Raw genomic sequence first — 15,212 nt, forward strand, 5'->3', positions numbered from 1 at the left:
TAAAAAATAGTTATGCACACGTTAACATTTTTGCGTAAGCGCTCTTGAAAACAAGAGGCTTACAGCGATTGACGAATGATTAACGAGGTATCAAAGAAATGTTGTTTCTCAACTACTTGATTGGCAAATGCTTGCAACAGCAGAGTTGCTGCCAATTGACTCATTTCATAGACTGGTTTGCGGATCGTTGTTAATGGGGGATACGTATAGGGAGAAAAAGAACTATCATCAAAACCGATGATACCGATCTCCTCTGGGATCTTTCGTCCTGCTTGATGACAGGCATTGATCGCCCCGATCGCCATATCATCATTGGCGCAAAAAATCACTTCAGGTGGTTCAGGTAAAGCGAGTAGTTGCTGGGCACCCAGCTGACCACTTTCCAACGAGTAGTCGCCAGCTACGAAGTATTCTTTCGGGCAGACAAGCTGCTTTTCTTGAATCGCTTTCATAAATCCTTTGCGGCGCTCTCTAGCGGAGCCAAAGGAAGCGATCCCTTCGATCATGGCGATCTTTCGAAAGCCTTGTTCAAGCACATAGGTGATCATTTGATAGACCCCTTGGGCATCATTACTAGTGACATTCATCAAGGTTGCATCCTGCAATTGACGATTCAAAACGACGATGGGAATGTTTTTCTTTGAAAGAGCAGCGATAAAGCCGTCATCACGATCACTTTGACTCATCACGATCGCTCCATCTAGGCGATTCGGCTCTTCATCAAATGTATCGGATTGCAATAATTCATGAACCGCCAAAGTATATTCGGATGGTAGGGTATCACTGATTCCTTTGATCACTTCGACTAAAAAGCTATCGGAAGTACCAATGGATAGATGAGAAAAATAAAGACCAATGATATAAGATTTCTGATTCACCAGACTTTTGGCATTGACATTGGGCACATAGTGTAAAGATTCAGCGATGGCTGCGATCTTCTTTTTTGTTTCTGGCTTGATTAATGGGCTATCGTTTAACGCACGAGAAACAGTTGTATGTGAAACACCAGCGACTTTGGCGATATCTTTGATCGTGACCATAGAAAACCTTCTTCCTTTTTGCTTGATTCAAGCATAGCTTGTTCCCACGAGAATGTCAATACACCAAGGATGCACACGTGAAACATTTTTCGAAATAACATAGGAACTTTTTCTGGGATGTGCTAGTATAAAAGAAGATAGTTAGGTAATGGGAGGGAGTCTATGAAATTCTTTTTAAGCTATCATCAAACATCCAACTTGTTTTATAAAATATTTATTTTGATTTTTCTAATTGGTAGCGCTTTAATCATTGGGTTTAGTGGGGTCATTTATCATCGAACGTATCAAAACATTCAAGAAACGTTTTTGCAAAGTCAACATAATTTGGTCAACCAAGTCAAAGAAAATCTGGATCAAAAAATTCAGATGGTGGAGTATGCCTTTTCTACATATAGCAGCACGCAAAGCTTTTCCGATACGATGGAACAGCCGTTTTCCGTGACGAATTATCGACAAGTGCGCGAGATCAATTCGCAACTGGCTTACATTGGTGTGATGGGAATCGAAAACGCCAGCTACCAATTGGTGAATTTGAATCAGCATTGGAAAATCGAAGAAGGCTCCTTAAAACAGATCGATGATACTGAATTCGCTGCTTTTCAAGCGTTGATTGACAACCAACGCTACTTGTATTGGTTGCCAGAAGATGGCTATTTAAAAATGGTGATGACGCTGCCTGTTTTTCGACAGGAAACCACTGCTTTGGGGATCGCTGAAATCCAAGACCATACCATTGCGCAGTTGGTGGCAGATCATGACGATTCCTTTTTGAATATTTTTCATGCGGACGGACAACTGCTTTTCGATAATGGTGAAGTGATCGATTCTGCCTTACACGAAACAATGATTGCAGCTGCCCACGGCGATGGCATCTTCACTGACAAAGAAAACAATAAGTATGTGGTCACACAATCGGATTACAATCAGTGGTATCATGTGATCCGTCTGGCGCCTGCTAGCGTTTCGCAAGCAATCCGTGAATTAAGAAGCGGTTTGATCGTGATTGGCAGTCTTTTGATCATCCTCTTTTTATTAGTATCCTATCGCATTGCGATCGTGGCTACCTCACCCATCAATCGGATCGGTGAGCTTTTAAAGCCAAAAAAACAAGGTCAGAAATTAGAAGTTAATCAGTTGATTTCCGATATCGACCAGGTCTTACATCAAAACCACGATCTTGCTGTTAAAGTTGAACATCAAAAGCCCGAGTTAGAATCCTTGTTTCTATTAAACTTGTTTCGCGGCTGTATCTCAGAAGCAGATAGTCACTTAAAACTGTCACAATTTGGGTATGAAGTATCCGAAACGGAACACTTTGCCGTATTACTGATTCAAATCGATGATTTGTGTGGACGAGAAACAGCGACTATTGATATTTTCTTGCTTGCCATCGAGAATCTCGTTTCTGAAATCATTCCGGCCAATTTGCGTTTTCAGCCAATCATCTCCAGTCAAGAAACCCAAGGAACAATTTTAAAGCTTCCTGAATCAGTTGACCAAAAACAAGTATTGACCTATTGTCAAAAGATCCATCAAGCGGCAAAAGATTACTTGAAAATCAAAATAAGTTGTGGGGTCTCACAATCCTACGACCGCCTCGTAGAAACCAAATTAGCGGTTGATAACGCTAAAGAAGCCTTGCACTATCGAATGAATTTAGGGGAAGAAGTCATTATCTTTTTTGACGACATTGCGGCACAATTAGACAATAACGCGATCGTTCAGTACCCTAGAGAAGCAGAAAGCACCTTTTTGGATGCAATGCGTAGTGGGGATCTAGCGACCATCAAAACGAGTTACACAGAAGTCGTACGGGAAATCATTCATGAAAACAAAAATCCGTTGACGATTGAAAGTGCCTTGTTTAAGTTGATCAACAGTATCGTTCAGCTAGGACAACTCCTAGGAGCAGATCATACTAGCTTGCAGAATAGTCGTAAAGTCTATCAATCCGTGCTCAACCAAACCAGTTTGTTCAAAGTTGAGCAAATCATCTATCAAGAGTTAGTTTTACCTATCGTTGAAACGACACAAGCCAAAACAGATCGAGAAATTCGCTCCTTGTCTGAAAAGATGGTCTTGATCGTACACCAACAATACGACCAAGATCTCTCCTTAGATAGCATTGCTGAACAGATGCATTATAATGCCAATTACTTAAGTAATGTGTTTAAAAAGGAATTATCCATCAATTTTGCCGATTACTTACAAAACTATCGATTGCAAGTCGCGAAAAAGTGGTTAAGAGAAACCGATTTGACCATCAAAGAAATCGCCGCCAACCTACAATATACCAACTCTCAAAACTTCATCCGCTTTTTCAAAAAGAAAGAACAGATGACACCCGGAGAGTATCGCAAACGATCCAAAGATTAAAAGAAAAAAAGCGTTTTTTGATCAACGATCAAAAAACGCTTTTTTTCTTTGCTGCCTGTTGGTTACCCTTTGACGGAACCAACCATGGCACCTTTCACGAAATACTTCTGGACAAATGGATAGGCGATCAACATTGGCAAAGTCGCAACGACGATCACGGCCATTTTCACGGATTGTGCTGGGGGGACAACATCGACACTAGCGGCATCGGCGTTCATCCCGCTGGAGACAATCACGATTTGTCGAAGGAGCACTTGGATCGGCCATTTCGCTGAATCATTGATGTACAAAATCGCTGATTGATAAGTATTCCAATAACTAACAGCGTAGAACAAAGAGATCGTCGCAATCGATGGTAAGGAAAGCGGTAAGATGATACGGAAAAAGACGCCCCAATCAGAGCAACCATCCATTTTTGCTGATTCCTCTAAACTATCAGGAATCCCTTGGAAAAAGTTTCTCATAATGATCATATTATATGCACTGATGGCGCTCGGTAAGATCAGTGCCCAGAGAGAATCGATCAAGCCGAGGCTTTGTACCAAAATAAAACTTGGGATCATCCCTCCGCTAAACAACATCGTAAATACGACAATAAAATTGAAGATGCCACGTCCATGCAAATATTTTCTTGAAAGAGCATAGGCCATAAAAGAGGTCAAGATCATTGAAAGAACCGTTCCGACGATGGTCACAAAAAGGGAAACACCAATACTCGTAAAAATCGTGGGAGTCGAGAGAATATACCGGTAAGCATTTAAGCTAAATTCACGTGGGATAATGATAAATGTTCGTGTCGCAATCTCAGAAGAAGAAGCAAAGGAGCTTCCGAGAATGTTCAGAAAAGGCAAGAGACACATTAAGGTAAAGAGTAGTAGAAAACCGATAATAAATCCTTGAACAACCCGTTCACTCTTCGGGCGGTTCGTTTTTTTTAGGGTTTGTTGCATAGGAAAAACCTCCATCTTTTTTTACTTAAATAGGTATTTCCAACGTATCATGAGGCGGGGACAACGTATATAATCACTTTTACATGTTAAAAAAAACACAATCATGACAAACGTTGATAAATCAATGGTTTTCCAATTCGACCGAGAAATAATCCTAAAAAATGTATGCCTTTCCAATGCTGAGAAAATGATTATATACGTTATCTTTCTTACACGCTACCATGGGACTATCAAATCAAAAAAACTCGGAGGAACAAGTATGGAAACAAAAGTTGATAATTACTTCTCACCACTTACTGAAGAAGAACAGCGACTGCGGTTGAAAAAGAAAAAATGGGCGCAAATCAGAAAAAATCGTGCGCTCTATATTATGGTATTGCCAGGTATTTTATATTTTATTATCTTTCGTTACATTCCAATGGGCGGTTTAGTCATCGCTTTTCAAGACTACCAGCCATTCTTAGGGATCTTAGGCAGTCCCTTTGTTGGGTTTACTCATTTTATTCGGCTCTTTACTGAAGATACTTTTGTGATGTTGATGCGCAACACGCTGATCATGTTTTTCTTAAATATCACGATTTCCTTCCCTTTTCCTATTTTATTGGCGCTTATGTTAAATGAAGTAAATAACCGTCGCTTGAAAAAAAGTATCCAGACGATTATTTATTTGCCTCATTTTATGTCGTGGGTGATCGTAGTTTCAATCTTCTACGTCCTGTTGACGACTGAAGGCGGTGTGATCAATAACATGATCGAAAGTCTTGGTGGGGAACGTATCCCATTCTTAACTAGCCGTACTTGGCTACGTCCAATGTACATTTTCCAAGATCTTTGGAAAGGTGCCGGTTGGGGGACGATCGTCTATCTAGCCGCTATTACCAATGTTGATGAACAGCTTTATGAAGCTGCGGATATGGATGGGGCTGGCAAACTACGTAAAATGTGGCACATCACGTTGCCGTGTATTCGTCCGACGATTGTGACCTTAATGATTTTAAAAATCGGTTCGATCTTAGATATGGGCTTTGAGCATATGTTCCTATTAATGAACTCAATGAACCGTGAGGTTGCCCAAATCTTTGATACCTTTGTCTATACCGCCGGGATTCAAAATGGTCAATTGAGTTACTCGACAGCTGTTGGGCTGTTTAAAGGTCTTGTAGGTTTGATCCTCGTTGTCTTTGCGAATCGTTTGGCGAAAAAAATTGGGGAAGATGGTATCTATTAAGAAAGAGGGGATCATATGACGATTGAGAAAATCACGAAAATCAACGATGGGCTAACCGCGTTTTTGACCCTGATCGCCCTTCATTTTCTTTGGCTAAGTGTGACACTTCTGGGGGGAATCTTTTTGGGAATCGGACCAGCCTCGTATGCCATGATGAAATATTATGATCGCTGGCTTCGTCTTCACGAACGACCGCCTTTGATCAAAAGTTTTTTCTACTATAGTAAAGAACGGTTCCGACAATCGGTGCTGATCAGTTGGTTGTTTCTCATCATCGCAGCAATCGTGATCACCAATATATTTGCGCCATTTCCATGGTTTATCCAAGTAGCGAATGTCCTCTTTTTGATTGCGTTTCTCTTTCTATTCATGCACGTGTATACCGTCATGGCAGCCACTAACTTTGTGACCGTGTTTGAGATCCTGCGAGGGAGTGCGTTGTTAGGTTTAGGCTATCTGCATTATTCGATCATTAGTTGGTCGATTTTGATCGTTGGCTATTTAGTTCTTGGCAGCTATTTCTTGATCGGCCTCATTTTGATGGGGAGCAGCTTAGTTGGTGGTGTTTTTGCCCTTGCTGGTAAAAAAATTCTTCAAGATATCCACCCAATTGAAACAGATCAGGTGGTTTCAAAAACGGCATCGACTACGGAGCAAACCGTTGCCAGTAAAGGAGATGAGGTCATTATCTAAAGAAAACGGCTCAAAGACTTTTACTGGTCCGTGAACAAAACGGTTACTAGAAAACACCTGAAAAATAGCAAAACAAGTTGAACCCTCATGAAATACAGCCAGTAAAACGGATTCATTGAAACAGCTCTATGAATTGAGGAGACTACAATAAAAGGAAGTATCGTACATGAAGAACTATTCGGAAATTGCTTTGAACACATTATTTGAGCGCTATGACTACTTATGCAAAGAAAAAATTTATCACGGAAAATGGTCCTATGACATCGGGGTCGTTTTACAAGGCGTGAAAGAAGCCTATGAGCAAACTGGTGATAAACGCTATTTCGACTATATCCAAAACACGATGGATGTTTATATTGACGAAGACGGTCGTATCAAAAACTATCAGATGGATGCGATGAATATCGATTACATCAATAATGGCAAATGTTTATTCTTACTATACAAAGAAACAGGTGCTTCAAAATACAAGATCGCCTTGGACACGCTGTATCAACAATTACAGCAGATGCCAAGAACAAGCGAAGGTGGGTTCTGGCATAAAAAAATCTATCCGTATCAAATGTGGTTAGATGGCTTATATATGGGAGCCCCCTTTTTGACAGAATACGCACTGACATTTGAGAAAGAAGAAGCATTGGCAGATGTAATCAAGCAATTCACCTTATGCTTTACGCATACCCTAGATCCAAAAACGGGTCTTTTGTATCACGCGTGGGATGAACAAAAAGTCCAGCCGTGGGCAGATCCTGAGACCGGTTGTTCAAAAAATTTCTGGGGACGGTCAATGGGATGGTTCATGATGGCTCTCGCAGATACGATGGTGCTATTAGGGGAATCAGAGCAGAAGAATCCATTAGAAAACATGTTTGTCTCCTGTCTAGAAGCTCTTGCTAAAGTAAGAGATCCCCAGAAAAAAGTGTGGTATCAAGTCTTAGATAAAGGCAGGGAGCGTGGGAATTATTTAGAAGCATCCGCTTCTTCAATGATTTGTTACGCAACAGCGAAAGCGGTCAAAGCAGGGATCATCGATCAAAAATGGCAAGTGTTTGCCCAAGAGACCTATCAAGGATTGCTGGATGAGTTTGTCTTTTTAACAAAAGAAGGTTGGTTGAATCTGATCAGAAACTGTGAAGTTGCTGGTCTTGGTGGACCAGATAATCGGGATGGTACGTTTGTTTACTATATCAGTGAACCCGTTATCACGAATGATTTCAAAGGATACGGTGCCTTTTTACAAGCGAGTTTACTGCTGCAACCATTAACGGAGGAAGGAAGCAAGAAATGAATATCCAATTGACTACAGCTGATTTACAAGGAAAAGAAGGTCTGTTGACAGAAGCGATTCAAGAAAAAATTGATGAATTGCATCAACAAGGAGGAGGCAGAATCACTTTTTCAGCAGGACGCTATCCGACGGGTGCGCTCTTTTTAAAAAGTAACATTGAACTGCACCTACTATTGGGGGCGACCTTAGTATTTTCTGATGATCCCAAAGACTATCCCGTCGTCGTGTCTCGCTGGGAAGGGGTCAAACGGGAAGTTTATGCCTCTTGTTTATATGCCGAGAATGCGGAAAATATCGCTGTCACAGGACTAGGAATGCTTGATGGGCAAGGGCAAAGATGGTGGAAGACCTTTCGGGAAAATCGTGAACAGCTTGCTTATCCACGACCAAAATTAATCAGTTTTGACTCTTGCCAGCAAATTACGTTGAAAGATATCCGTCTTGTCGATTCACCCAGTTGGACCGTCAATCCGATTCTTTGTCAAAATCTAACGATCGATAATCTTCGCATCAAAAATCCAGCGGATTCGCCAAATACGGATGGGATCGATCCTGAATCTTGTAAAAATGTCCGCATCAGTAACTGTCATATCGATGTTGGTGATGATTGCATCGCCATCAAATCAGGAACGGAGGACACTAAAGAACGGGTCGCTTGTGAGAATATCACGATCGTAAATTGCCATATGCTTCATGGGCATGGGGCCGTCGTTCTAGGGAGTGAAATGAGCGGCGATATTCGTAATGTCACTATTAGTAATTGTATTTTTCAAGATACCGATCGTGGGATTCGTTTGAAATCACGTCGTGGACGTGGCGGAACGATCGAAGATATTCGAGTGAATAACATTGTGATGGATAATGTCATCTGTCCATTCACTTTAAATCTTTACTATTTCTGTGGACCGAAAGGCAAAGAAAAGTATGTTTGGGATAAAAATCCGTACCCGATCACCGAGGAAACCCCTCATTTCCGGAGAATTCATTTTGCAAATATCTCGGCTCGGAATGTCCATGCGGCCGCTGGGTTTGTTTATGGCTTGGCTGAACAATTTATTTCAGATATCACTTTCCAAGATATTGCCGTCTCTATGGCTGAGCACCCAATTCCAGGAAAGCCTGCGATGATGACAGGTATCGAAGAGATGACAAAACAAGGTTTTTATATTGGCTGTGGACGGAATATTCAGTTTGATCGTATCAATTTGGAAGGTGTAACTGAAGCGTTCCATATCGAGAATAGCCGGGAAATCACCGTCACACAGTCATTTGAGAATCGTCAGCCTCTGGCATTTCAAGGAGATTTTTTGTGAGGGATCCTCAGTTACTTCAGCTGCTAGGTCCTGATATGAAAGTTGCACCACAAGTGGTTCAGCAAACAAAAGAGCAGGTGCAAAATTATACCTTGGAACATTTACTTCTACGATTAAATCAAGAAGAGGATGTCCCTGCATACTTTGCTTATCCCAGCTCTCAGCAACCTGCTCCACTCGTTTTGTTCAATCATTCTCATGGCGGCGACTTCACGATGGGGAAAGAAGAACTGCGACAAAGTCCACCGTATATGCAAAAAGAAAGCCTATTCGCTGCATTTATGAAGCTGGGCGTCACCGTTGGAGTGATCGACATGTGGGGCTTTGGCGAACGAAAAAACGGTGAGAATGATAGCTACAAGCGGTTTCTGTTGCAAGGCAAAACATTATGGGGACAACGAATCTATGACAATCAACAGTTTTTAACCTATCTTGCTTCCCGTAAAGAAGTGAAACATTCCGCTATCGCCACATTGGGACTTTCTATGGGGGGCTTGATGAGCTGGTGGTTGGCAGCGCTAGATGAACGGATATCAGTGGTGGTGGACATGGCAGCACAAGTGGACTATCAAGCATTGATCGAAGAGGACCGTCTAAGCAAACATGGGTTTTACTATTATGTTCCTAATGTGTTGAAAGACTTTACGACTGCGGCGATCCAAAAACAGATCGCACCACGCCCGCGTTTGAGTTTGGTTGGCAAAGAGGATCGTGGCTGCCCCTCAAGCGGCGTCGCTCGTTTGGATCAGCAGGTCGGGCAGCATTATGAAGCAATAGGCTACAAGGAGCATTGGCAGGCGTGTTGCTTGCCAGGTGGTCATGAAGAAACCAAGGAGATGAGAGCGCAGTGGATCGAATTTCTAAAACAACACCTCCTATCAAGCTAAAGGTTAGTAAAGAGCCGCAAAAGGGTGATTTTACGAGTATCCAAGCAGCCGTGTTGGCTGCTGAAGCCTTAAACGCACCTTGTGAGATCACGATCGCCTCTGGCGTGTATCAAGAACAGGTGAAAATCTATAAAAACCAGCTTACGTTGATCGGGGAACCTAACACGTTCTTATGCTACCACTTGGCTGCCGAGCAAACCGATGAAAATGGGCAAAAAAGAGGAACCTTCCAAACAGCGACGCTCTTTATCAATAGCCGAGAAGTCTTTGTAAAAAACCTGACCATCATCAATGACGCAGGGTATGGGCAAGCAGTCGGGCAAGCAGTTGCCGTCTATATCGAAGGGGATGACATTCGCTTCGAACGCTGTCATCTCGATGCTTTTCAAGATACCTTGTGTCTGGGTCCATTGCCAAAATATACCAAAGAAGGTGAACCAATGATCAGTCCTTGGCGAAAGACAATCTTTGACCAACAACAGAGTTTGTTTTTGCATTGCAGGATCAGTGGAACAGTCGATTTTATTTTTGGCGGTGGTTCCGCCACCTTTGAAGAGTGTCGCTTGCATTGTAAAAATACACCACAAACGAACTACGTTACTGCTGCCTCAACCAGCAAACAAGCAAGCGGGTTAACCTTCGATCGGTGTCGGGTGACAGGGGACAAAGCCTATTATCTAGGCCGCCCTTGGCGCAATGACGCCAAAGTAACCTTTTTATCCTGCTGCTTTGATCAACAGCTCGCCCCTTGCGGATGGTCTGATTGGGGAAAAACAGCAAGCCACCAAACGGTCGCGTTCACGGAGCGAATGTGTTGTTACCAAACAAGCCCCAAACGTCCTGAATGGGTGACTATCGAAGGAGTGATAGAAAAATGAGCAAGGCAAAATGGTCTGGCTGGATCGGGATGGTTCTCGCTCTGGTGTTGATGGGCGGCTTTTCCTTGGCGATCAATCAAATGACTGTCCAGCAGTTCGAAGAGATCTTTCAACGTGTGTTTCCCACTGTACTGAATCAAATGACGGCAGAAGCAGCATTGGCGCAATTTCAAACACTCGGTGCTTGGTTTGGCTTCACGCTGTTGGCACTCCTGATATTGGTTTCAGTGGCGACAATGCTTGTTCGCTATCGTAATTATCGAAAGCAATCTTGTGCTATTTATTTTTTGACTGGTGTCGTGACATTGATTGGTAGTCAAATGATCGCTTTTCCGATTGCCTTTTGTTTCTTTTTAGCGGCGGGTTTTTGTTTTCTCCATCGCGATGACGGACACAAGAAAAAAACAACGGACGCAGTCAGCAAACAAGGAGGGGTTGCATGAAGGCAATGATCAATAATCCGATTTTAAGAGGGTTTCATCCTGATCCGAGTATTTTAAAAGTCGAGGATACTTATTATTTAGCGGTTTCTTCCTTTGAGTGGTTACCAGGAATTCGGGTCTACTGTTCCCAAGATCTAGTCAATTGGTCCCATGAAACAGATATTCTGACCAATCAAGTGAATTTATTAGGCAACGCAGCAAATTGCAGCATTTGGGCACCGCAAATCAGTTACGCAAACGGACAATACTATTGTGTCTATACAAATGTCCGCAACACGACACGTCCCTTCAAAGACTGTCGAAACTATCTCATCACGGCTCCTACGATTCATGGGCCATGGAGTGAGCCCATTTACTTAAATGGTAGTGGCTTTGATCCGTCCTTGTTTCATGATCAAGAGGGGCGTATCTGGTTATTGAATGCGCTTTGGGATTATCGTAAGGATACACCAAATAAATCGGTGGGGATCGTGCTCCAAGAATACTCTGAAGTACAAGGCCGATTGATCGGTGACAGAGTGCCAATTTTTTCTGGAACCCAGCTGGCGAAGACTGAAGCACCGCATCTTTATTACCACAATGAGTGTTATTACTTACTGACGGCAGAAGGAGGAACGGGTGCAGGTCATGCGGTAACGGTTTGTCGTAGTAAAACCATCACTGGGCCTTATGAAGTAGATCCGCATTTTCCCATGATGCGTGCCTATCAGCGCGAAGATTCCCCTTTTCAATGTACAGGTCATGGCAGTTTGACGATTGCACCATCAGGAGAATGGGTCATGAGCTATTTGATGACTCGGCCAGTAGAAGAGGCAGCGATCCTTGGACGAGAGACGGCACTCCAAACCGTCTATTGGGATCACGAAGGATGGCTGCGTCTTAGCAATGATGATACGATCCCAGATCAAACCATCAGACTCGCTAGCGACGCTCAGAAGCAAAGGGCATCACCTGCTGTTTTTATTGATGACTTTAAAGGATCGTTGCAAAAAGCATGGAACGGTAGGCGATTGCTGCCCAATGAAGAGTGGTGCAATCTGAGTGAGCGACCAGGGTATTTGCGATTGATCGGCGGAGAATCGATGCAATCGAACTTTCATAAGCACATATTGGCGATTCGTCAACAAGACGTTTGTTTTGAAGCTGAAACAGCGATGGAATACCACCCCCAATCGTTCAATCAGATGGCTGGATTGTCGCTTTTCTTAAATGAAGAAAACTATTTGTTTTTCTACGTAACCTATGATGAAAAAGAAGACAAGGCCCTTCGGTTGCTGCGGTGTTGTGAAGGAGAATTTCACTTGTTCCCAGATAAATTGGCCCTCGCTGCTTCAAGTGAGCCGATCGGATTGAAAGTAGTCGGTTCTTATCTAGAAGCAGAATGGTTCTATCGGCAATCACAAACGTGGCATCCCTTTAAAAAGCAAAACATCCAGTTCTTGTCTGGTGGTTTTACAGGGAATTTCATTGGAATCAGTGCCCATGATCTAGATCACTTTGCTGGAAGCTATGCCGATTTTACGTACTTTAAGTATCAAGGGAAAGATCCGCTCGATGATGATTCCCTAAAAATAGAGAAAGAAGGGTAACGAATGAAAAAGTTGAAAGTAGCAAGTTTATTATTATGTGCAGGACTGTTTTTAGCAGGCTGCGGCGATGGCGGAGGTTCATCTGATGGACCAGAAAGTGATGAAAAAACAAGTATTTCTTGGATGGCAATGCTGCATACCGCTTCACCTCCGTCTGGGGATGTAACACAAAAGTTAGAAGAATATACAGGGGTCGAAATCGACTTTACATGGGTGCCAGACGCATCAAAAACAGAACGCTTGAATGCAGCATTAGCGTCAAATTCTTTAGCAGATATCGTAAGTTTGACAGAAATCAATAACACAACCGTCCGTAGTTCGCTAGCATCTGGAATGTTCTGGGATGTGGAACCCTATTTAGAAGAGTTTCCGAATCTGGCAGAAATTTCTGAGGATCGCTTAGAATCTTCTCGGATCGATGGTCATATCTATGGTGTTCCGTTTCTAAAACCGATCGCTCGTTATGGTGTCCTCGTAAGAAAAGATTGGTTAGACAATTTAGGGTTGGACGTGCCATCGACTTTAGAAGAATTATCAGCTGTGGCACAAGCCTTTACAGAAGGAGACCCAGATGGCAATGGGGTAGCTGACACGGTCGGATTCGTTGAACGTGATGAGTCCTTTAATGTTGGGTTCCGTTCACTTTCAGGTTACTTTGGTGCAGACAATTGGTTTACGATCACGGATGATGATGATGTGATGCCATCCTTTATGCAACCAGAATACAAAGAAGCAATGGAATGGTTCCGTAATATCTATGATAACGGCTGGATGAATTCTGATTTTGCGGTAATGGCGAAAAATGATCAGAAGAACTATATCGTTCAAGGTCGTGGTGGGATTGTATTGAGTGGTTTGCAAGAAGTACGTAACTACATTGATGATGCAGCTGGTACTGATGAAGAGCATATGGAATGGGTCTTGATCAATGATATCGTCCATGAAAATGTGGAACGTCGTATCCTTTCTGATACCAATGGTGGAATGGGCGGTTGGTTAGCCATTCCGAAAAACAATGTTGAAACCGAAGAAGACTTACGTGTTGTTTTGAAATTTATCAACGATTTGATGGACGAAGAGCCGTTTACCTTGATGACGCAAGGGATCGAAGGGGTCCATTATGAAATTGATGATGAGGGTGTCTATGTCCGTTTAGATGATACGAAGTGGCAACAAGAAGTACAACCATTTTCTTCGTCTCGTCCATCAGAATTAGTAACAGTTTTCCCTTCAAGCAACCCATATGTCAACTTAGCCAATGAAAAGATTCGAGAAAATGAAGAATTTGCGGTGATCAATCCTGCACAATCGCTGACCTCTGAAACCTATGATCGTTCATGGTCAAGCTTGATTGAAGGAATCTCAGACGCTTACTACCAATATATGACTGGGGAAATAGAGATCGATGGGTTTGATACAGCGATCGAAACCTTCTTAAGAAATGGTGGACAGCAAATCATTGATGAGTTCACGGAAGATTATCGTTCACAACAATAAAGGTCACAAAAGGTTCTGATCATCTGTTGAGAAGGAATGGATGAAGTGAGGAGCCGCTACTGCTGAATGATTGGAAGACCAAGACCAGTTGAAGTGATTCGCTGCTTGGTCTTCTTTTTGCTTCAAAAGCAGTGAAGAAAGGAGAAGCTATGTTTCAACTAACTGTTCGGGGGCATGATTTAAAGAATTATGGGTCCCCAGAAGAATTAGCGCAAAAAATTGCCGCCAAAAACATTCATAACATTCAATTTGCATTAAATAAATCCTTCCCGCAATGGGCAGAGCCAGAGCAATTAAGCCCTGGTTTAGGCCGCTTTTTCAAACGTGTTTTTGGTCAATCTTATGTTCAGGTCGCTTTATTGAGTTGTTATAGTAATCTGATCCATCCTGATCTGGAAAAACGGGAAGCGATTTTATCCAGATTCGAGACCTATCTCGCACATGCCAAATACTTTGATGCTGCTATGGTTGCAAGTGAAACTGGTTCGGTTTTGCCAAATATGGGGTATACCGAGGAAAATTTCAGTGACGTCGTTTTCGATGATTTGGTTCAGGTGATCAAGCGTTTGGTCCAAGTGGCTAAGAGACATCAAGTGATGCTAGGGATTGAAGCGGGCTTGAATCATCCACTATCATCGATCGATCGAATCGAAGAATTGCTGGAACGAGTACCGTCTGACTATTTAGGGATCATCTTTGATCCAACCAATCTGATTACGGCGAAGAACTATCAAGAGCAAGTCGCTTTGACAAGGGAAGCTTTTTCCCGCTTTGGTGATGCCATCGTTTGCTTGCACTTGAAGGACTATCAAGTAATCGATGGTAAAATCAAGGTAGTGCCATTGGGAGAAGGAAGGATTGATTATCAACAACTATTGGCCATCACCGCTGAATACAAGCCGTTTTGTTATGTTGTGTTAGAAGGGACGACCGAAGAAGCGATGCAGCTGGCCATTTCACTGATTGAAGCATTGCAAAAGTGAGCGAGCTGTCTTTGATTGTGACTGATGAGGAAAAGCTTTGTTACAAG

13 protein-coding genes are annotated in these 15,212 nt (G+C 42.6%); 11 read left to right on the forward strand and 2 right to left on the reverse strand.

Annotated elements, in window-relative coordinates; all coding sequences use genetic code 11:
• Positions 1 to 59 precede the first annotated feature (59 nt).
• The gene (locus tag IGI94_RS06685) at positions 60 to 1,040 is read right to left on the reverse strand and encodes a LacI family DNA-binding transcriptional regulator (RefSeq protein ID WP_005229927.1); all 981 of its coding nucleotides are present in this window, start codon (positions 1,038 to 1,040) and stop codon (positions 60 to 62) included.
• Positions 1,041 to 1,202: 162 nt separating this feature from the next.
• On the opposite strand from IGI94_RS06685, the gene IGI94_RS06690 reads away from it, so the two are divergent.
• Entirely contained in the window at positions 1,203 to 3,416 is a 2,214-nt protein-coding gene (locus IGI94_RS06690) for an AraC family transcriptional regulator (RefSeq protein ID WP_438899568.1), read from the forward strand.
• A gap of 62 nt (positions 3,417 to 3,478) precedes the next feature.
• Here IGI94_RS06690 and IGI94_RS06695 read toward each other — a convergent pair whose 3' ends face one another.
• Positions 3,479 to 4,366, reverse strand: coding sequence for a carbohydrate ABC transporter permease (locus IGI94_RS06695; protein ID WP_008381527.1), 888 nt, complete (start codon positions 4,364 to 4,366; stop codon positions 3,479 to 3,481).
• 259 nt (positions 4,367 to 4,625) lie between these two features.
• On the opposite strand from IGI94_RS06695, the gene IGI94_RS06700 reads away from it, so the two are divergent.
• From IGI94_RS06700 to IGI94_RS06745, 10 genes are all read left to right on the forward strand, one after another.
• Positions 4,626 to 5,594: an ABC transporter permease gene (locus IGI94_RS06700; protein WP_008381525.1), complete on the forward strand. Its 969-nt coding sequence runs from the start codon at positions 4,626 to 4,628 to the stop codon at positions 5,592 to 5,594.
• A gap of 15 nt (positions 5,595 to 5,609) precedes the next feature.
• The gene (locus IGI94_RS06705; RefSeq protein ID WP_005236490.1) at positions 5,610 to 6,287 is read left to right on the forward strand and encodes a YesL family protein; all 678 of its coding nucleotides are present in this window, start codon (positions 5,610 to 5,612) and stop codon (positions 6,285 to 6,287) included.
• 166 nt (positions 6,288 to 6,453) lie between these two features.
• On the forward strand, positions 6,454 to 7,575 hold the full coding sequence (locus IGI94_RS06710) for a glycoside hydrolase family 88/105 protein (protein ID WP_429969923.1): 1,122 nt from the start codon (positions 6,454 to 6,456) through the stop codon (positions 7,573 to 7,575).
• Entirely contained in the window at positions 7,572 to 8,888 is a 1,317-nt protein-coding gene (locus tag IGI94_RS06715) for a glycoside hydrolase family 28 protein (protein WP_086299537.1), read from the forward strand. The genes IGI94_RS06710 and IGI94_RS06715 overlap by 4 nt, the downstream gene beginning before the upstream one ends.
• Positions 8,885 to 9,775, forward strand: coding sequence for a dienelactone hydrolase family protein (locus IGI94_RS06720; protein WP_086317244.1), 891 nt, complete (start codon positions 8,885 to 8,887; stop codon positions 9,773 to 9,775). Before IGI94_RS06715 ends, IGI94_RS06720 begins: the two co-directional genes overlap by 4 nt.
• Entirely contained in the window at positions 9,736 to 10,653 is a 918-nt protein-coding gene (locus IGI94_RS06725; protein WP_438899569.1) for a pectinesterase family protein, read from the forward strand. The genes IGI94_RS06720 and IGI94_RS06725 overlap by 40 nt, the downstream gene beginning before the upstream one ends.
• On the forward strand, positions 10,650 to 11,096 hold the full coding sequence (locus tag IGI94_RS06730; RefSeq protein WP_438899570.1) for a DUF4064 domain-containing protein: 447 nt from the start codon (positions 10,650 to 10,652) through the stop codon (positions 11,094 to 11,096). Before IGI94_RS06725 ends, IGI94_RS06730 begins: the two co-directional genes overlap by 4 nt.
• The gene (locus IGI94_RS06735) at positions 11,093 to 12,685 is read left to right on the forward strand and encodes a glycoside hydrolase family 43 protein (RefSeq protein WP_438899571.1); all 1,593 of its coding nucleotides are present in this window, start codon (positions 11,093 to 11,095) and stop codon (positions 12,683 to 12,685) included. The genes IGI94_RS06730 and IGI94_RS06735 overlap by 4 nt, the downstream gene beginning before the upstream one ends.
• A gap of 3 nt (positions 12,686 to 12,688) precedes the next feature.
• On the forward strand, positions 12,689 to 14,182 hold the full coding sequence (locus IGI94_RS06740; protein WP_005236476.1) for an extracellular solute-binding protein: 1,494 nt from the start codon (positions 12,689 to 12,691) through the stop codon (positions 14,180 to 14,182).
• Between the two features lie 149 nt (positions 14,183 to 14,331).
• The gene (locus IGI94_RS06745; protein WP_438899572.1) at positions 14,332 to 15,165 is read left to right on the forward strand and encodes a sugar phosphate isomerase/epimerase family protein; all 834 of its coding nucleotides are present in this window, start codon (positions 14,332 to 14,334) and stop codon (positions 15,163 to 15,165) included.
• Positions 15,166 to 15,212 lie beyond the last annotated feature (47 nt).

The sequence above is a fragment of the Enterococcus sp. AZ149 genome (genome assembly GCF_051714285.1).
Lineage (GTDB): Bacteria > Bacillota > Bacilli > Lactobacillales > Enterococcaceae > Enterococcus_D > Enterococcus_D entomosocium.